The sequence below is a fragment of the Streptomyces sp. NBC_00448 genome (genome assembly GCF_036014115.1).
In the GTDB taxonomy this organism is placed as follows: domain Bacteria; phylum Actinomycetota; class Actinomycetes; order Streptomycetales; family Streptomycetaceae; genus Actinacidiphila.
The window spans coordinates 8,424,357-8,442,200 of sequence record NZ_CP107913.1 but is presented as its reverse complement, the minus strand read 5'-3'; the positions used below and the strand labels follow the sequence as shown (position 1 = coordinate 8,442,200).

Here is a 17,844-nt window from a genome sequence, read left to right as displayed (position 1 = left end):
AGCGGCAAGCAACAGATCGACCGACGTGTCCCGTTGTGGACAAGGAGCGCGAAGTGTCCCAGCCCACCGAGAACGTCCGGGTCCGCCGCACCCGCAAACTGCTGCGGGACGCGCTGATCGAGCTGATCGACGAGCGGGGCTTCGACCGCGTCACCGTCGGCGAGATCACCGAGCGGGCGATGGTCAGCCGGGCCGCCTTCTACCGGAACTACCGCGACAAGTTCCACCTGGTCGAGCAGATCTTCGACGACGCGATGGCCGACCTGCACGGCTCCATGGCCGATGCCCCGCCCGGCGCCTCCGCCACCGCCCCGCCCGACCACGGCACCCCGCCCGACCGCGCCGCCGCGCCCGCCGGCACCCGGACCGACGCCGAGCGGTGGGTCTCGTTCTTCGAGCACATCGCCCAGTACCACCGCTTCTACGGCGCGTTGCTCGGCAAGCGCGGCAGCACGTGGTTCGCGGCGAGGATGCAGGCGTCGCTGGCGGACATGACCCGGCCGCACCTTCCGGCCACGGGCGCCGCCGACGGCCTCGCGGCCTCCGTGCTCGGCGCCCTGTTCACCCAGTCGATCACCTGGTGGCTGGACCAGGGGATGCCCTCGCCCCCGCAGGAGATCGCCCGCCGGTCCGCCCAACTCGCCGGCGCCGTCATCTCCGTGGCCAACGGCTGGTCCGCGCCCGCCCCGAAGTGAGCCCGCCCGGAGCCGCGGAGGGCCCCACCGGTCGGTTCCTCCACACTGGGGACCGTGCACCGCCACCGGATCGACACCCCGCACCCCGACGAGGCCGCCGCCCTCGCGGACGTCCACCTGCGGACCTGGCTGGAGACGTACCCGAACGCCGACGCGGGCATCGACGCGGCCTGGATCACCGAGCACATCGGCCCGGTGACGGCCCCGCCGGGTGTCGCCCGCTGGCGGGCGGTGATCGCGGACGCGCGGGACCGCCCGGATCGGACGTTCTGCCGGGCGGTACGACCGGTGGACGGCGACGGCGTGGCGGGCTTCCTGTGCGGGCTGCGCGAGCCGGCCGCGGAAGGGACGCCAGGCGGCACGCGGCGTCCGGCGCCCGGCTCGCACGTGGTCACCCTCGGCCCGATGTATCTGCTGCCCGAGGCGCGCGACCACGGTGTCGGCGGCCGCCTGATGACCGACTTCCTCGGCTGGACCGGCGCCGACCCCGCCCGGCTGTGGGTGACGTCGTACAACGAGGCCGCGGTCCGCTTCTACGCCCGCCACGGCTTCCGGCCCACCGGCGAGCGCGAGTGGTGGCACGGGCGCCTCCCGAACCTGCGGATGGCACGGGCGCCGCGCGTCCCGACCGTAGGACCCGCGGGGCCGTAAACCGGTTGCCGGGAGGGTCGGGGGTGGCCGAGGATCGCGGACCGTGACGACTTCCGCCGACAGCTCTCGTAACGTCTCCGCGTCCCGCCCGCTCGCGCTGGTCACCGGTGTGGGGCGGACGGTCGGGATCGGCGCGGGGATCGCCGCGCAACTGGCCGACTCCGGCTGGGACATCGCGTTCAGCTACTGGAACCCGTACGACGCGCGGATGGCGTGGGGGGTGGAAGACGGCGCGGTCGAGGCGGTCTCGGCCGACCTGGCCGGGCGCGGCGCGGCCACTGCCGCGATCGAGGCCGACCTCTCCGAAGTGGACGCGGCGGCACAGGTGTTCGACGCGGCCGAGCGGCGGCTCGGGCCCGTGAGCGCGCTGGTGATGTGCCACTGCGAGTCGGTCGACTCGGGCCTGCTGGACACGAGCGTCGAGAGCTTCGACCGCCACTTCGCGGTCAACGCCCGCGCGAGCTGGCTGCTGGTACGGGAGTTCGGCCGCCGGTTCGCCGGGGCCCACGGCACCGGGCGGATCATCGCGCTGACCAGCGACCACACCGTCGGCAACCTGCCCTACGGCGCCAGCAAGGGCGCGCTGGACCGGATCACCCAGGCCGCGGCCAGGGAGCTCGCCCACCTGGGCGTCACCGCCAACGTCGTCAACCCCGGCCCGGTGGACACCGGTTGGATGACGGACGGACTCCGCGACGACCTCGTGGCGCAGACCCCGCTCGGCCGCCTCGGCACCCCGCGCGACACCGCGCACCTGGTGGACTTCCTCTGCTCGCCGCGCGGCCAGTGGATCAACGGGCAGCTCCTGTACAGCAACGGCGGCCTCGCGTAGGGCGCGTCGCGCCCACCCGCCCGGTTCAGGACGGGTAGGTGCTCAACTCCACGAGGTTGCCGTCCGGGTCGCGGACATACACGCTCGTGATCGCTCCGGTCGCCCCGGTCCGCTCGACCGGCCCCTCCTCCACCGCGACACCGTGCCCGGCGAGTTCGGCGACGACCTCGTCCAGCGGCTGCTCCACCACCAGGCACAGGTCGGCGCTGCCCGGTGTCGGCCGCGCGGCCTTCGGCTCGAACTCGTGGCCCGCCCGGTGCAGGTTGATCTTGCTGTGCCCGAAGGTGAGCGCCTTGCGCCCGCCCCGGAAGGTCGCCTCGGTCATCCCCAGCACCCCCGCGTAGAAGGCGATGGCGGCGTCGATGTCCCGGACGGTCAGGACGAGGTGGTCGAGGCGGTCGACACGCATGGCGGCTGCACGGTTCCTTCCGGCACGGGGGTACGGGGTACGGAGGTTCGGGCGTACCAGGTACGGGCCTACCTGCTACCCGGCGAGCGTACCGAGCGGGTCGGGCGGACCGGGCCGGCGCCACGTACGTCGGGCGTCCGGCGTGCGCCATGCCCGCTCGCTACGGCCGAATGGTGGGAATTGCCGCGCATTCCGGCTAACCGTGGTGCGAGGAGCGCCGACGGCGGGCAGGAGCTAGCCGATCCCTCCGACCGCACCGACCCCACCGCACATCTCCAGCCCATCGAGATCCAGATGACCGTCACCACCGTCGCCAATCCGCGCGGCCGCCCCGGCTACGAGGCGACGCTGCCCTGCGCGCCGCAGAGCGCGCGGTCCGCGCGGAACCTCGTCACGATCGTGCTGAGCGTGTGGGCGCTGGACGACCTGGCCGAGGACACCGCCGCGGTGGTCGGTGAGCTGGTCGCCAACGCGGCCCGGCACACCACCGGTTCGCGGTTGCGGGTGTCGATCACCCGGCCGAGCGGGCAGCTCGTCCGGGTCGCCGTGACCGACCACTCCCCCGAACTCCCGGTGCTGCGCGTCCCCGACCCCCAGGACGAGCGCGGCCGCGGCCTCGTCCTGGTCACGGCCCTCGCCGAGACCTGGGGCGCCACCCCGCTGCGCCGCGGCAAGCGGGTGTGGGCCGAGTTGCGCAGCACCCGCGCCTGACGGCCGAGTTCGGGCCGGGCCGGCGCCCGGACGAACCCGTACGCGCACCCCCGCGCGTCTCCCACCCGCGCACCGCTCCGCGCATCTGGCACGCTGGCCGTCGTGGACCTGAGAACGTACGACATGGAAGGTGCGGCGTCGGTGACGGCCGACGAACTGGGCGACCGGATCGACCTGCGGGACCGGGCCGTTCACGCGTTCGTCGCCGGGTCGGAGACAAGTGCCGCCCGGCGGGCGCGCGTTCACCAGGAGCTGGCGGCGGTGCACGCGCGCCGGACGGTGGACGGGGCGCGGCCGCCGCTGTTCGGTGTGCCGGTCGCGGTCAAGGACATCGTGCGCGTGGACGGGCTGCCGACGCGCGCCGGGTCACGGCTGCCCGCCGAGGTGTTCGAGGGCGCGCAGGCGTCCGTCGTGGACCGGCTCCGCGCGGCCGGGGCCGTGGTCGCGGGGAAGACCGTGACGGCCGAGTTCGCGATGTCCGCACCGGGGCCCACCCGCAATCCGCACGCACTCGACCACACGCCCGGCGGCTCCAGCAGCGGGTCGGCGGCAGCGGTCGCGGCCGGCATGGTCCCGCTGGCGATCGGCACGCAGACGGGCGGGTCGCTGATCCGCCCTGCGGCGTTCTGCGGTGTCGTCGGGTTCAAGCCGACCGTCTCCCGCATACCGATCGACGGCGTCGTCCCCAACGCGCCGACCTTCGACACCCTCGGGGTCTTCGCCGTGACGCCCGCCGCGGTGGAGGTGGCGGCCGCCGCGCTGTGCGACGGCTGGCAGCCGGTGGTACGCGACGCCGGGCAGCGCCCGCCGGTGTTCGGCGTGCCCGACGGGCCCTACCTGGACCGGGCCGGGGCGCAGGCGCGTACGGCGCTCGAACGGCAGGTGGCGGCCCTCACGCGGGCCGGGTACGCGGTGCGCAGGGTGCCGATGTTCGCGGACTTCGCCCGCACCGCCGACGACGTGTTCGCCGTGAACCGCCACGAGGCCGCGCGCAGCCACGCCGAGTGGTTCCCCCGCCACGGCGACCGCTACCGGGAGCAGTCCGCGGCCACCGTCCGCCAGGGGCTCGCGATCTCCCGCACCCGGTACGAGGAGGCGCTGTCGGCGCGCGACGCCTTCCGCGCCGGCCTGCTCGCGGCGACCGACCGGGCCGGGGTCGACCTCTGGATCTGCCCGGCCGCCACCGGCCCCGCGCCCCACGGCCTGTCCGACACGGGCGACCCCGTCATGTGTATGCCCTGGAGCTACGCGGGCTGGCCGTCGCTCGCCCTGCCCGCCGACCGGACCCCCGACGGGCTCCCGCTCGGCTCCCAGTGGGTCGCCCGCGCGGGAGCCGACGAGCAGCTCCTCTCCTGGGCCCGCGCCGTCGCCCCGCTGCTCCTTCCGCCGGCTCAGCCGAACGCTCGGCCGAACGCTCAGCCGACCGTTCAGCCGCCGACGTAATCCGCCAGGTGCTCGCCGGTGAGGGTGGAGCGGGCGGCGACCAGGTCGGCGGGGGTGCCCTCGAAGACGATCCGCCCGCCGTCGTGGCCGGCGCCGGGGCCGAGGTCGATGATCCAGTCGGCGTGCGCCATGACCGCCTGGTGGTGCTCGACCACGATCACCGACTTGCCGGCGTCGACGAGTCGGTCGAGCAGGCCGAGCAGTTGCTCGACGTCGGCGAGGTGGAGGCCGGTGGTCGGCTCGTCGAGGACGTAGACGCCGCCCTTGTCGGCCATGTGCGTGGCCAGCTTGAGCCGCTGCCGCTCGCCGCCGGACAGCGTGGTGAGCGGCTGGCCGAGGCTGAGGTAGCCGAGGCCGACGTCGGCGAGCCGGCCGAGGACGGCGTGCGCGGCCGGGGTCCGCGCGTCCCCCGCACCGAAGAACTCCGCCGCCTCCGCCACCGGCATCGCCAGCACCTCGCTGATGTCGCGCCCGCCCAGGTGGTAGTCGAGCACGGACGCCTCGAACCGCTTCCCCTCGCACACCTCGCACACGCTCGCGACGCCCGCCATCATGGCCAGGTCGGTGTAGATGACGCCGGTGCCGTTGCAATGCGGGCAGGCGCCCTCGGAGTTGGCGCTGAACAGCGCCGGCTTCACACCGTTCGCCTTCGCGAACGCCTTCCGGATCGGGTCCAGCAGGCCGCTGTACGTCGCCGGGTTGCTGCGCCGCGAGCCGCGGATCGGGCTCTGGTCGATCGACACCACCCCCGCGTCGGCGCCGGCCCGGCCGCTCCCGAGCGATCCGTGCACGAGCGAGCTCTTGCCCGAGCCGGCGACGCCGGTGACCACGACCAGCACCCCGAGCGGGATGTCGACGTCCACGTCCCGCAGGTTGTGCGTCGTCGCCCCGCGGATCTGCAGCACGCCGGTGGGCTCGCGCACGGTCTCCTTCAGCACGGCCCGGTCGTCGAAGTGCCGGCCGGTCACGGTGTCGGCGGCCCGCAGCCCCTCGACGGTGCCCTCGAAGCAGACGGAGCCGCCGCCCGGGCCGGCGCCGGGGCCGAGGTCCACCACGTGGTCGGCGATCCGGATCGTCTCCGGCTTGTGCTCCACCACCAGCAGCGTGTTGCCCTTGTCGCGCAGCCGCAGCAGCAGGTCGTTCATCCGCTGGATGTCGTGGGGGTGCAGGCCGACGGTCGGCTCGTCGAAGACGTAGGTCACGTCGGTGAGCGAGGAGCCGAGCTGGCGGATCATCTTCACCCGCTGCGCCTCGCCGCCCGACAGCGTGCCCGACGGCCGGTCGAGCGAGAGGTAGCCGAGGCCGATCTCGGAGAATGAGTCGAGGGTGTCCCCGAGCGCGGTGAGCAGCGGCGCCACCGAAGGCTCGGCCAGGCCGCGCACCCAGTCGGCCAGGTCGCTGATCTGCATCGCGCAGGCGTCGGCGATGCTGATCCGGCCGATCCGCGACGAGCGCGCCCCCTCGCTGAGCCGGGTCCCCTCGCACTCGGGACAGGCGGTGAACGTGACCGCCCGGTCCACGAACTCCCGCACGTGCGGCTGGAGGGAGTCCCGGTCCTTGGAGAGCATCGACTTCTCGACGCGCGGGATCAGACCCTCGTAGGTCATGTTGATGCCCGCGATCTTCATCCGGACCGGCTCGTGGTGCAGGAAGTCGTGCAGTTCCTTCTTGCTGAACCGGCCGACCGGCTTGTCCGGGTCGTAGAAACCCGACTCGATGTAGAGCCGCGAGTTCCAGCCGCCGCCCTTGTAGCCGGGCACGGTGATCGCGCCGTCGTTGAGGGACCTGGACTCGTCGTAGAGCTGTTCGAGGTCGATGTCGGAGACGGTGCCGCGGCCCTCGCAGCGCGCGCACATGCCGCCGGTGCGCTGGTACGTCACCTTCTGCGCCTTCTTGGCGCCGCGCTCGACGGTCATCGCGCCGCTGGCCCGGACCGAGGGGACGTTGAAGGCGTAGGCGCTCGGCGGGCCGATGTGCGGGGTGCCGAGCCGGCTGAACAGGATGCGCAGCATCGCGTTGGCGTCGGTGGCGGTGCCGACCGTGGAGCGCGCGTCGGTGCCCATCCGCTGCTGGTCGACGATGATCGCGGTGGTCAGCCCCTCCAGCACGTCGACCTCGGGCCGGGACAGCGTCGGCATGAAGCCCTGGACGAAGGCGCTGTACGTCTCGTTGATCAGCCGCTGCGACTCCGCGGCGATGGTGCCGAAGACCAGGGAGCTCTTGCCCGAGCCGGACACGCCGGTGAACACCGTCAGCCGGCGCTTCGGGATCTCGACGCTGACGTCCTTGAGGTTGTTCACCCGGGCGCCGTGCACCCGGATCAGGTCGTGGTCGTCGGCGAGCCGCGGCTCGGGCGCGCGGCCGGCGGCCTTGGCGTCGCTCTTCGCGGCGGTCTTCCTGGCCGTGCTCATGCTCTCTCCATCTGCTCCGCGGGACCACCCGCACGGGTCCGGTCCCCGGTCGGCGTCTCCTGCACCCGATCCAACCAGCTCGGCGCGGTATGTCCACAGATCACCGGGTGCCCGGGATCACCGCTGGACGGGATCACTGCTTGCTGGGCTGGTGGAAGCGCAGCATGTTGCCGGCCGGGTCGCGGAAGGCGCAGTCGCGCACCCCGTACGGCTGGTCGATCGGCTCCTGGAGCACCTCGGCGCCCGCGACGCGGATGCGCTCGAAGGTGGCGTCGCAGTCGTCGGTGGCGAAGATCACGGCGCGCAGCATGCCCTTGGCGAGCAGTTCGGCCATGGCCTCCTTGTCGGCGGGCGAGGCGTTCGGGTTCGCGAGCGGCGGTTCGAGCACGATGTCGACGCCGGGCTGCGACGGCGAGCCGACGGTGACCCACCGCATGCCCTCGAACCCGACGTCGTTGCGCACCTCGAGACCGAGCACGTCGCGGTAGAAGGCGAGCGCCTTGTCGTGGTCGTCGACGGCGATGAAGCACTGGGAGAGTGTGAGGTCCATGCGCTTCACGCTACGGGCGGGGCCGCGCGGCCCGCTTCTCCATTCCTGACCGGTCCGCGCCGACCGTGCCGCGGGCGACATGGCGGGTGTCCCCCCAGGTCGCGCGGGGGGCAGGAGGACAATGGCGGGAACGTACAGCGATCGTAGGGAACGGAGTGGTCTCCCCATGTCCCCTGTTTCACCCGCCGCCACGGCACCGGTGCGCGAGCTCAACGACGGCACGCGGCTGCCGGGGCTCGGCCTGGGCACGTATCCGATGGACGACACCGAGGCGGAGCGGGCGGTCGCCGAGGCGGTCCGGCTCGGCTACCGGCTGGTCGACACCGCGGTGAACTACGGCAACGAGACCGGCACCGGCCGCGGCGTGCGGCACAGCGGGCTGCCGCGCGAGCAGATCGTGGTCACCACCAAGCTGCCCGGCCGCCACCACGGCTACGACGAGACGCTCGCGTCGTTCGAGGAGTCCCGCAAGCGGCTCGGCCTGGAGTACGTCGACCTCTACCTGATCCACTGGCCGCTGCCGAGGGTGGACAAGTACGTCGACTCCTGGCGGGCGATGGTCAAGCTGCGCGAGGAGGGCGCGGTGCGGTCGATCGGGGTCTCGAACTTCACCGCCGCGCACATCGACCGGCTGGAGCGCGAGACGGGCGTGCTGCCGTCGGTGAACCAGATCGAGATGCACCCGCTGTTCCCGCAGGAGGAGTTGCGCGGGCAGCTCGCCGGCAAGGGGGTGGCGGTGGAGAGTTGGAGCCCGCTCGGCCGTGGCAGCGACCTGCTGGCCGACCCCGCGGTCAAGGCGGTCGCCGAGGCGCACGGCTGCACGCCCGGCCAGGCGGTGCTGCGCTGGCACACCCAGCTCGGCGCGGTGCCGATCCCCAAGTCGGGCGACCCGCAGCGGCAGCGCGACAACCTGGACATCTTCGGGTTCGAGCTGTCCGAGGAGGAGTTGGCGGCGATCACGGCCGGCGAGCGGCGGCGGCTGGGCGGCGACCCGGAGCAGCACGAGGAGTTCTGAGCGGCGGACCGCGCGCGACGGGTGCTCGACACGTGGGGTGCCTGACCACGTGGGGCACCGGCCGCGTGGGGGCTCGACGTGTGCGCTTACGGTCCGGGGCCGGCCGGCTGGGGGGGCGCTACTGGGGTGCGCGGCGGCAGCCGAGGCGGGCGTGGCGGGCGGCCCGCGACGCGCGGATCGCCGTCCCAGCACGGCCGGGAGCACGACACACCCGGTTCGAAATGTCGCATTTGCGGACGATTGCGCCGAATGCCATCCTGAAGGTCCAAGCCGATCAAGAGGAGATGGTCCCATGGCTTCGGAGCTGACAGCCCCGGTCGAGACGGCAGCCCTTGCCGCTGAGGTCGAAGGACTGCTGGATTCCGCAGAACCGGAAGGCATCTACCGCGACACTCGCGAGTGCGGCGCAGGACTCCTGCTCGCGGGCCTGCTTCTGATCTCACCGCCCACCCCGCGTCCGAAGACGGACGCCCGCTGACGCGGAAGGCGACACGTTGGCCGAGCAGCCGCAGGGGAACACCTCACTGAGCGCTGTGGTCGCCGACATCGCCACGGGAGTCGCGCTCGCCCTCGACGGCGAGCGCGACTCCTACGCGCTGTCGGATGTCCTCGCGCAGGACGACCCGGTCGCACTCGCCGCGATCAGGGTCCTGGGGGCGGATGTGCTGGCGCCGTACGCGCCGGCAGCCGACACGACGAGCGGCCGGACCGCGGGGCGCGGCGACGCGACGCGCCCGGGCGGAGCCGGCCTCGCGGACGAGGCGATCGTGCGGAAGGCGCTCGCCGCCTATCCGCCGGGTGCCGACGCCTCCGACGTGTCCGTGTGGAGCTACCGCGGGCTGGTGGAGGCGTCCCGCGCCTTCCTGCCCGGGAGTTCCGGCGCGGGCGGATACGGCGCGGGTCACAGCGTGGGCGGTTCCGGCGACGGCGGACAGGACGGCCGGCCGGCCGAGCCGCAGGCGGGCACCGACTGGCTGTACTCCGACCCGTGGCCCAAGCTCGCCCACCGGGCCTCCCAGCTCGGAGCCCTGTCGCTGCCCGGCCTGGCACCCGCCATCGCCGACGGGCTGACCGCGCGCACCGAGGACCTGGCCCGCGGCTTCGTCCGGGCGATCCGCCGGCGCGACTGGCTCCAGGCCGCGGGCATCGGGCGCTGGCTGGCCCGGGTACCGGACGTGCCGGACTCCCTCGGGCTGGACACGGGGCTGGTCTACGTCCTGCGGATGAGCGGCGGCGACCCCCGGGTGGCCCTGCATGCCGCGGTCGCCCGGCGCTTCCACGGGCGCGGGGCGCGGTGAGCGCGGGCGGGGCCACGGGACCGGGCGCGGGTGCGGCCGCGTCCGGTCCGGCGCGGCCGGGGGCGGGGGCGGCGGAAGCGCCGGGCGTGTCGGACCGGGTCGGCGCCACGCGGGCCGCGCCGGGCCGAGACCGCCAAGTCCCCGCGGGCTCACCGGACTTCCCCGCCCGACCCGGCTCGCAGGGCGAAGTACCCCACCCGGACGCCGAGTTGCTGGACCGGATCGCGGCCGGCGCGCTCGCCCGGATCGACGCGATGCGGCCGTCCTTCCGGCTGCCGGCCGACGTGGCCACCGACGCCGACCCGAACCTCACGCTCAAACCGCTGGGCGAGCTGGCCGAGTTGACCGACGTGGTGCGCGGCTGCCACCCCCAGCCGGGGGTACGCGCCCTGGCCGACGACCTGTTCGGGTACGCCTGGAAGGAGACCCGCGGCGGCGAGCTCTTCGCCGACCTGATCCGCGGCGAACCGCAGGCGACCTACCCGGTCGAGTTGTACGGGGTGTTCGCGCGGGCCGGCCTGCGCAACCCGGCCGCCGAGGAGCTGATCGCGGCCACCACCGGGCTGCGGCTGTGGCAGCTCGCCCGCGAGGACCACACCCGCACGCTCAACGTCCTCAACGCCGAGCGGCGGATCGGCCTGCCGCCGCACGCCGACTTCGCCGCCGTGCTCGCCCGGACCGGCCTGGGCTGCCGGCCCGAGCCGTGGGCGCTGGACCTGCGCACCGCGTACGGCGTCACCCACGACGTCTTCCACGTCACCGACTGGGGCCGCTCCCCGCACCGGATGGCCGAACCCGTTGCCGACTACCTGCGGTTGTGGCTGCCGGCGTGGACCACGAGCTGGCTGGAGGAGCGGCAGTGGGACCTGGCCGGCGAACTCCTCGCCGTCGCCGCGTGCACGCCGGGCGCGCCGTACGACCCGGCGGCCTGGCGGGTGCTGGCGGCGGCGCAGCGCCCGGACGGCGCCGTGCCCGAGACCGGTGACGGGCCGCCCGAAGGCGCCCCGCCCGAAGAGGAGTTCACCGGCTGCTACCACTCCACGCTGGTGATCGCCTTCGCCGCGACCCTGGCGCGTACCGCTCCTGCCGCGTTCGCGGAGAACGCCGCCCCCGCCGCGTCCGCCGCACCCGCGTCCCCGTCCGCACCCCCACCCGCCGAGAGCGAGGTCCTGCCGTGACCGCCGCATCCCCCGCGCTCCTGCACCGTGTCGGCGACCAGGCACTCGCCTGGCTGCACGCCAACCGCGAGTACTTCCGGCTCACCGACGACGACCGCGAGACCGGCCGCGGTCTGGTCGAACGCCTCAAGCCCATCGGCGAGTTGGCGATCAACATGCGGGTCCTGGCCCGCGAGGGCATCGCCGGCTCGCGGCAGCGCGACATCTCCGTGCGGCTGCTCGACTACGCCTGGCGGGACCTGCTCGACGGCGGCAACGTGCTGGCCGAACTCCAGGCCCAGGAGCCGCTCTCCCCGGTGCCGCTGGAGATCTACGGCAGCCTGCACGAACTCGGCCACCGGCACCCGGGGTTGGAGGCGGCGATCGACCTGGCCCGCACCACCGCGAGCTGGCAGGCGATCGAGATGCTGCCGAACCGGCGGCTCGGCCTGCTCAACGCGGAGCGCAAGCTCGGCCTGGTCCCCAGCGGCGACCTCGAACAGGCCGTCGCCGCGACCTGGTTGGGCCGCACACCGGAGCCGTGGACGTCGCAGCTCCACATCGCCTACGACGTCACGCACACCGTCTTCCACCTCACCGACTGGGGCGCGGAGCCGGACCGGCTGCCGCCGCGGATCGCCTCCTACCTGGCGCTGTACCTGCCCGCATGGGCCACGGACTGGGCCGAGTTGGAGCACTGGGACCTGCTGGGCGAGCTGCTCGTGGTCGACGCGTGCCTGCCCCGGCCGACGCTCGACGCGCAGCTGTGGGAGCGGTACGCGGCCGCGCAGTCCGCCGACGGCGCGATGCCCGTACAGCACGAGATGCCCACCGGGAGCCCGGCCACGGTCTTCGACATCGTCCACCACCCCACGCTGGTGGCGGCGTTCGCCTCCGCGATGGCCACCTCCCGGGCGCTGTCGTCGGACGTCGCCGCGTGAGCGGGTCCGCGGCAAGGCGGCCCGCGTCCGTCCCGCACCCGGCCGCCCCCGGCTCCCGTCCCGGCCATGGAACCGACACGGATGCCGGCACCGGCAACGACGGATCGCGTACCGAAACCGGTCCCGCAACCGGGGCCGAGCCCGAAGCCGACGTCGCCGCCCGGCTGGAGGAGGCGCTGACGCAGGTCCGCGCGCCCGACCTGGTGCTGGCCGTCAGCCGCGCCGGCCGCCGGACCGTCGCCACCGGCGGCACCGCCGACCCCCGGCTGCCGCGCACGTCGCTCAGTTACGAACTGGGCTCGCTCTCCAAGACGTTCACGGTCCTGCTGCTGGCCGAACTGGCCCGGGAGGGGGCGCTCGGCCTGGACGACCCGCTCGCCGCACACCTGCCGGGGCTGGAACTTCCGTACCCCAACTCCCGCGCCATCACCCTGCGGCACCTGGCCACCCACACCTCCGGGCTGCCCCGGGTGCCGCGCGACCTGATCCCCGGCGCGCTGCTGCGGCCGTACACCAACGGCTACGCCGGCTACGACCGCGAGCGGCTGCTGCGCACCTTCGCCCGCACCCGTACCCGGCACGCCCCCGGCAGCCACTGGCACTACTCCAACCTCGGACTCGCCCTGCTCGGCCCGGCCCTGGAGGGCGCCCTGGGCAGCGACTACGCCACCCTCCTGACCGAGCGCGTGCTGCGCCCGCTCGGTCTGGCCCGGACCACCATCGGCCCTGCCGCCGCGGGCAGCCCCGCCGCCACCGCCGCGATCGGCCACCGCCCCGACGGCCGTACCCCGCTGCCATCCACCGACATGGCGGCGTTCACCTCGGCCGGTGCGATCCGCGCCACCCCCGGCGACCTGCTGCGCTACGCCGAAGCCCTCCTCTCCCCCGACGAGGCCGGCGCCCCCGCGCCGCTGCGCGACGCCCTGCGCGACGTCCAAGTCCCCCAGCTCCGGCGCGGCCTGGGCCACCGCCACACCCACACCCTCACCTGGTACCTGCACCCGGCCCCCGGCGGCCCGATCCTCTTCCACGCCGGCGCGACCTTCGGCCACCAGTCCTTCCTCGGCTTCCATCCGGCCACCGCGACCGCCGTCATCGGCACCGCCACCCGCCACGACCGCACCTGCGCCCTGATCAACACCTGCTACACCCTCCTCCACTCCCTCACCACGCCCACCTAGAGCGCGGGGCCGCACCCGGGCCGGGCGAACGGCGAGGACCCGGGAGGTGGGCCGACGCGTCGTGCCCTAGAGTCCCGACAAAAGGGAAGAAAACCGACAGAACCTCCTCATTCACCCGTGCAGAGATCAGGAAGGTCCGGCGATGGCGGAGACCCGAGCGGCGAGGGCGAAAGGCGGGCGCGCGGCGGACCGGACCGGCTCCCGGTCGGGGTCCGGGCGGGCCGAGATCGTCACCGTGAGCGGCACCCACATGCCCTCCCCCGAGGAACGGGCCCGGTTGGGCAAGGCGGCGCGAGCGCACGCGCCGCGCTCCGCGCACGCGGAGTTCGCCCCGCCCCGGGATCGCACCGACCCGGTGGACACCGTCGAACGGCAGTCGGCGACCCGGCTGCCGGAGCTGGTGCCGCTCCGCTACGGCCGGATGCTCGAGTCGCCGTTCCGCTTCTACCGCGGCGCGGCCGCCATCATGGCCGAGGACCTCTCCCGCACCCCCGTGTCCGGTTTCCGCACCCAACTGTGCGGCGACGCGCACCTGATGAACTTCCGGCTGCTCGCCTCCGCCGAGCGCAACCTGCTCTTCGACCTCAACGACTTCGACGAGACGCTGCCGGGCCCGTGGGAGTGGGATGTCAAGCGGCTGGCCGCCAGCATGGTGATCGCCGCGCGCGAGAACGGCTTCGACGACGCGGAGCGCCGTACGATCGTGCGCGCCACCGTCAGGTCGTACCGCGAGCAGATGTGGCGCTTCGCCGGGATGCGCGACCTGGACGTCTGGTACGCCAGGGCCGACGCCGACATGCTCAAGGAGCTGGCCGGGGGCCGGCTGCAGGCGCGCGGGCGCAGGAAGCTCTCCGCCGAACTCGCCAAGGCGCGCGGCCGCGACAGCCTCCAGGCCGCCCGCAAGCTCACCGAGGTCGTCGGGGGCAGGCAGCGGATCATCTCCGACCCGCCCATGCTCTCCCGCCTCGACGACCTGATGCCCGGCGCGGAGGGCGTCCAGATCGAGGAGTTGCTGCGCGGCCTGCTCACCGGCTACCAGCGGTCCCTGGAACCCGATCGGCAGCATCTGCTGGAGCAGTTCGGGGTGGTGGACATGGCGCGCAAGGTGGTCGGCGTCGGCAGCGTCGGCACCCGCTGCTGGGTCGTGCTCCTGCTCGGCCGCGACAGCGGGGACCCCCTGTTCCTCCAGGCCAAGGAGGCATCCGAGTCCGTGCTCGCACCCTACGCGGGCGCGAGCCGCTACGGCATCCAGGGCAAGCGGGTGGTGGCCGGCCAGCGGCTGATGCAGTCGGCGGGCGACATCTTCCTCGGCTGGGAGCGGGCGCAGGGAATGGACGGGGTCCAACGCGACTTCTATGTACGCCAGTTGCGCGACTGGAAGGGCGTCATCGACCCCTCCCAGATGGTGCCCCTCGGCATGCGCGTCTTCGGGGAGCTGTGCGGGGCCACTCTTGCCCGCGCCCATGCCCGGTCCGGCGACCGGATCGCGATCTCCGCATATCTCGGCCGCGGCGACGTCTTCGACCGCGCGATCTCCACGTTCGCGGAAGCGTATGCCGACCAGAACGAACGGGACCACGCCGCGCTGGCGAAAGCCGCCAGGTCCGGCCGGGTCAAGGCCACGCGGGAGTAAGGAAGCCCGCCGGTCCGGTCACCGATATGCCCAGGTCAGGGCAGTGGAGGGACCTCCCGGCGGCGCGAAGGACCGGTTCGGGGGCGGGCCGTGGTCGGTGGCAGCCGGATGCCGGCCTCCCTGCCGGGTAGTACGGGTGCCCCCTGGGGGCATCGGGTCGGGGGCGCGGGTGTGCTTATGCTCGGACAATGACGACGCGTGAACCTGAAGAGCCCGCCGCCGCGGGGACGGAGAGCCGGCCGACGGCGAACGCGATGCGCCGTGCGCTGCACCGCGCGGAGGAAGGGGTAGCGCTGGACGCCGCGGAGGCGGCCGTGCTGCTCCAGGCGCGAGGCGCGGACCTGGAACGGCTGTCGGCGGTGGCCGGGCGGGTGCGGGACGCCGGACTGGCCGCGGCGGGCCGGCCGGGCGTGATCACGTACTCGCGGAAGGTCTTCATCCCGCTGACCCGGCTGTGCCGGGACAAGTGCCACTACTGCACCTTCGTCACGGTGCCCGGGAAGCTGCGGCGGGCCGGCGAGGGGATGTTCCTCTCGCCGGACGAGGTGCTGGACATCGCCCGGCGCGGCGCCGAAATGGGCTGCAAGGAAGCGCTGTTCACGCTCGGCGACCGCCCGGAGGACCGCTGGCCGGAGGCCCGGGAGTGGTTGGACGCGCACGGCTACGACGACACGCTCGCGTATGTGCGGGCGATGGCGGTGCGGGTGCTGGAGGAGACCGGGCTGCTGCCGCACCTGAACCCGGGGGTGCTCGGCTGGACCGACCTCCAGCGGCTGAAGCCGGTCGCGCCGTCGATGGGCATGATGCTGGAGACGACCGCCACCCGGCTGTGGTCGCAGCCCGGCGGCCCGCACCACGGCTCGCCGGACAAGGAGCCCGCGGTCCGGCTGCGGGTGCTGGAGGACGCCGGCCGCTCCAACGTGCCGTTCACCACCGGCATCCTGATCGGGATCGGGGAGACGTACACCGAGCGGGCCGAGTCGCTCTTCGCGATCCGCCGCACCTCCCGGCAGTACCACGGCATCCAGGAAGTCATCGTGCAGAACTTCCGGGCCAAGCCGGACACCGCGATGCGCGGCATGCCCGACGCGGAACTCGGCGAGCTGGCCGCGGCCATCGCGGTGGCCCGGATCGTGCTCGGCCCGGCGGCCCGCATCCAGGCGCCGCCGAACCTGGTCGACGGCGAGTACGGCAGCTTCGTCGCCGCCGGCATCGACGACTGGGGCGGGGTGTCGCCGCTGACCCCCGACCACGTCAACCCCGAACGCCCGTGGCCGCAGATCGAGGAGCTGGCCGCGCGCACCGCGGACGCCGGCTTCACGCTCAAGGAGCGGCTGACGATCTACCCCGAGTACGTACGCCGTGGCGAGCCCTGGCTCGACCCGCGGCTGCTGCCCCACGTCACCGCGCTCGCCGACCCCGACACCGGCCTGGCCCGCGAGGGCGTACGGCCGCGGGGGCTGCCCTGGCAGGAGCCGGAGGACGCGTTCCCGGCGGCGGGCGGGCGCACCGACCTGCACCGGACCATCGACACGCAGGGGCGCAGCGCCGACCGGCGCGACGACTTCGACGACGTGTACGGCGACTGGGCGGAGTTGCGCGAGCAGGCCGCGCCCGGACTGGTGCCCGACAAGGTGGACGCCGACGTCAAGCAGGCGCTGTCGGTGGCCGCCGACGACCCGACCCGGCTCACCGACGCGCAGGCGCTGGCGCTGCTGCACGCCGACGGCCCGGCCCTGGACGCGCTGTGCCGGATCGCGGACGACGTGCGCAGGGACACGGTCGGCGACGAGGTGACGTACATCGTCACGCGGAACATCAACTTCACCAACGTCTGCTACACCGGCTGCCGCTTCTGCGCCTTCGCCCAGCGCCGTACCGACGCCGACGCGTACACGCTCTCCCTCGACCAGGTCGCCGACCGGGCCGAACAGGCGTGGCAGGTGGGGGCGGTGGAGGTGTGCATGCAGGGCGGCATCCACCCGGACCTGCCCGGCTCGGCGTACTTCGACATCGCCCGCGCGGTCAAGGCCCGGGTGCCGGGTATGCACGTCCACGCCTTCTCCCCGATGGAGGTGGTCAACGGCGCGACCAGGACCGGCATGTCGATCCGGGACTGGCTGTCGGCGGCGAAGGAGGCGGGCCTGGACACCATCCCGGGCACGGCGGCCGAGATCCTGGACGACGAGGTCCGCTGGGTGCTCACCAAGGGCAAGCTGCCCGCCGCGACCTGGGTCGAAGTGGTCTCCACCGCCCACGAGTTGGGCATCCGCTCGTCGTCCACGATGATGTACGGCCACGTGGACCAGCCGCACCACTGGCTCGGGCACCTGCGGTTGCTCGCGGAGATCCAGCAACGCACCGGCGGTTTCACGGAGTTCGTGACGCTGCCGTTCATCCACACCAACGCGCCGGTCTACCTCGCGGGCATCGCGCGGCCCGGCCCCACGATGCGGGACAACCGGGCGGTCACCGCGATGGCGCGGCTGCTGCTGCACCCGCACATCCCCAACATCCAGACCAGCTGGGTGAAGCTCGGCGCGGAGGGCGCGGCGGAGATGCTGCGCTCGGGCGCGAACGACCTCGGCGGCACCCTGATGGAGGAGACCATCTCCCGGATGGCGGGCTCGCGTTACGGGTCGTACCGCTCGGTGCGCGACCTCGTCGCGATCGCCGACGCGGCCGGCCGGCCCTCCCGCCCGCGCACCACCCTGTACGGGGAGGTGCCGGAGGAGCGGACCGCCGCGGCGCTCGCCTCTGACGGGCACCTGCCGGAGCTGCTGCCGGTGCTCGGCGACTGAGCCTGCGGTCACCGGTCGACCGGCCGGCGCGGGTACGGACGGGCGGGCGCCCAGGAGCGGCGCCCGCCCGCTCAGTCGAGGCCGGTCGGGGTCGGGCCGATCTCGGTCGAGCCGGT

The 17,844-nt window shown here is 73.9% G+C and carries 16 protein-coding genes; 13 read left to right on the top strand and 3 right to left on the bottom strand.

Annotated elements, in window-relative coordinates:
* The first annotated feature begins 53 nt into the window (after positions 1-53).
* The 3 genes from OG370_RS36445 to OG370_RS36435 are packed head-to-tail and all read left to right on the top strand — an operon-like array spanning position 54 to position 2,178.
* The gene (locus OG370_RS36445; protein ID WP_328471943.1) at positions 54-695 is read left to right on the top strand and encodes a TetR/AcrR family transcriptional regulator; all 642 of its coding nucleotides are present in this window, start codon (positions 54-56) and stop codon (positions 693-695) included.
* Between the two features lie 54 nt (positions 696-749).
* Positions 750-1,346 carry a GNAT family N-acetyltransferase gene (locus OG370_RS36440; RefSeq protein WP_328471941.1) on the top strand — a complete coding sequence of 199 codons (597 nt, stop codon included), beginning with the start codon at positions 750-752 and terminating at the stop codon, positions 1,344-1,346.
* A gap of 43 nt (positions 1,347-1,389) precedes the next feature.
* Complete coding sequence (locus OG370_RS36435; protein ID WP_328471939.1) at positions 1,390-2,178, top strand: SDR family oxidoreductase; 789 nt, start codon at positions 1,390-1,392, stop codon at positions 2,176-2,178.
* Positions 2,179-2,203: 25 nt separating this feature from the next.
* Here the strand turns inward: OG370_RS36435 and OG370_RS36430 are convergent, their stop codons facing one another.
* A complete protein-coding gene (locus tag OG370_RS36430; protein WP_328471937.1) occupies positions 2,204-2,587 on the bottom strand; it encodes a VOC family protein in 384 nt (127 codons plus the stop codon).
* A 294-nt stretch (positions 2,588-2,881) separates the two neighbouring features.
* On the opposite strand from OG370_RS36430, the gene OG370_RS36425 reads away from it, so the two are divergent.
* Positions 2,882-3,298: an ATP-binding protein gene (locus OG370_RS36425; protein WP_328471935.1), complete on the top strand. Its 417-nt coding sequence runs from the start codon at positions 2,882-2,884 to the stop codon at positions 3,296-3,298.
* A 102-nt stretch (positions 3,299-3,400) separates the two neighbouring features.
* On the top strand, positions 3,401-4,741 hold the full coding sequence (locus tag OG370_RS36420; RefSeq protein WP_328471933.1) for an amidase: 1,341 nt from the start codon (positions 3,401-3,403) through the stop codon (positions 4,739-4,741).
* On the opposite strand, the gene OG370_RS36415 is transcribed toward OG370_RS36420, so the two are convergent.
* Both OG370_RS36415 and OG370_RS36410 read right to left on the bottom strand, forming a co-directional pair.
* Entirely contained in the window at positions 4,726-7,152 is a 2,427-nt protein-coding gene (locus OG370_RS36415; protein WP_328471931.1) for an excinuclease ABC subunit UvrA, read from the bottom strand. The two genes, OG370_RS36420 and OG370_RS36415, sit on opposite strands and share 16 nt — an antisense overlap.
* A gap of 133 nt (positions 7,153-7,285) precedes the next feature.
* Positions 7,286-7,702, bottom strand: coding sequence for a VOC family protein (locus OG370_RS36410; protein WP_328471929.1), 417 nt, complete (start codon positions 7,700-7,702; stop codon positions 7,286-7,288).
* A gap of 166 nt (positions 7,703-7,868) precedes the next feature.
* Here OG370_RS36410 and OG370_RS36405 point away from each other — a divergent pair, with 166 nt between their 5' ends.
* The 8 genes from OG370_RS36405 to OG370_RS36370 all read left to right on the top strand — a co-directional run bounded on the left by OG370_RS36405 (position 7,869) and on the right by OG370_RS36370 (position 17,728).
* On the top strand, positions 7,869-8,717 hold the full coding sequence (locus OG370_RS36405) for an aldo/keto reductase (RefSeq protein ID WP_328471927.1): 849 nt from the start codon (positions 7,869-7,871) through the stop codon (positions 8,715-8,717).
* A gap of 292 nt (positions 8,718-9,009) precedes the next feature.
* Positions 9,010-9,195, top strand: coding sequence for a hypothetical protein (locus OG370_RS36400; RefSeq protein WP_202237490.1), 186 nt, complete (start codon positions 9,010-9,012; stop codon positions 9,193-9,195).
* A 55-nt stretch (positions 9,196-9,250) separates the two neighbouring features.
* Positions 9,251-10,015 carry a hypothetical protein gene (locus tag OG370_RS36395; RefSeq protein ID WP_443060921.1) on the top strand — a complete coding sequence of 255 codons (765 nt, stop codon included), beginning with the start codon at positions 9,251-9,253 and terminating at the stop codon, positions 10,013-10,015.
* A gap of 86 nt (positions 10,016-10,101) precedes the next feature.
* Positions 10,102-11,193 carry a DUF6895 family protein gene (locus tag OG370_RS36390; RefSeq protein WP_328471919.1) on the top strand — a complete coding sequence of 364 codons (1,092 nt, stop codon included), beginning with the start codon at positions 10,102-10,104 and terminating at the stop codon, positions 11,191-11,193.
* A complete protein-coding gene (locus OG370_RS36385; RefSeq protein ID WP_328471917.1) occupies positions 11,190-12,113 on the top strand; it encodes a DUF6895 family protein in 924 nt (307 codons plus the stop codon). The genes OG370_RS36390 and OG370_RS36385 overlap by 4 nt, the downstream gene beginning before the upstream one ends.
* Positions 12,110-13,294: a serine hydrolase domain-containing protein gene (locus tag OG370_RS36380; protein ID WP_328471915.1), complete on the top strand. Its 1,185-nt coding sequence runs from the start codon at positions 12,110-12,112 to the stop codon at positions 13,292-13,294. Before OG370_RS36385 ends, OG370_RS36380 begins: the two co-directional genes overlap by 4 nt.
* A 250-nt stretch (positions 13,295-13,544) precedes the next feature.
* Complete coding sequence (locus OG370_RS36375; protein ID WP_328474755.1) at positions 13,545-14,927, top strand: DUF2252 domain-containing protein; 1,383 nt, start codon at positions 13,545-13,547, stop codon at positions 14,925-14,927.
* A 188-nt stretch (positions 14,928-15,115) separates the two neighbouring features.
* Positions 15,116-17,728, top strand: a complete 2,613-nt coding sequence (locus OG370_RS36370; protein ID WP_328471913.1) for a bifunctional FO biosynthesis protein CofGH — start codon at positions 15,116-15,118, stop codon at positions 17,726-17,728.
* Positions 17,729-17,844: the final 116 nt, after the last annotated feature.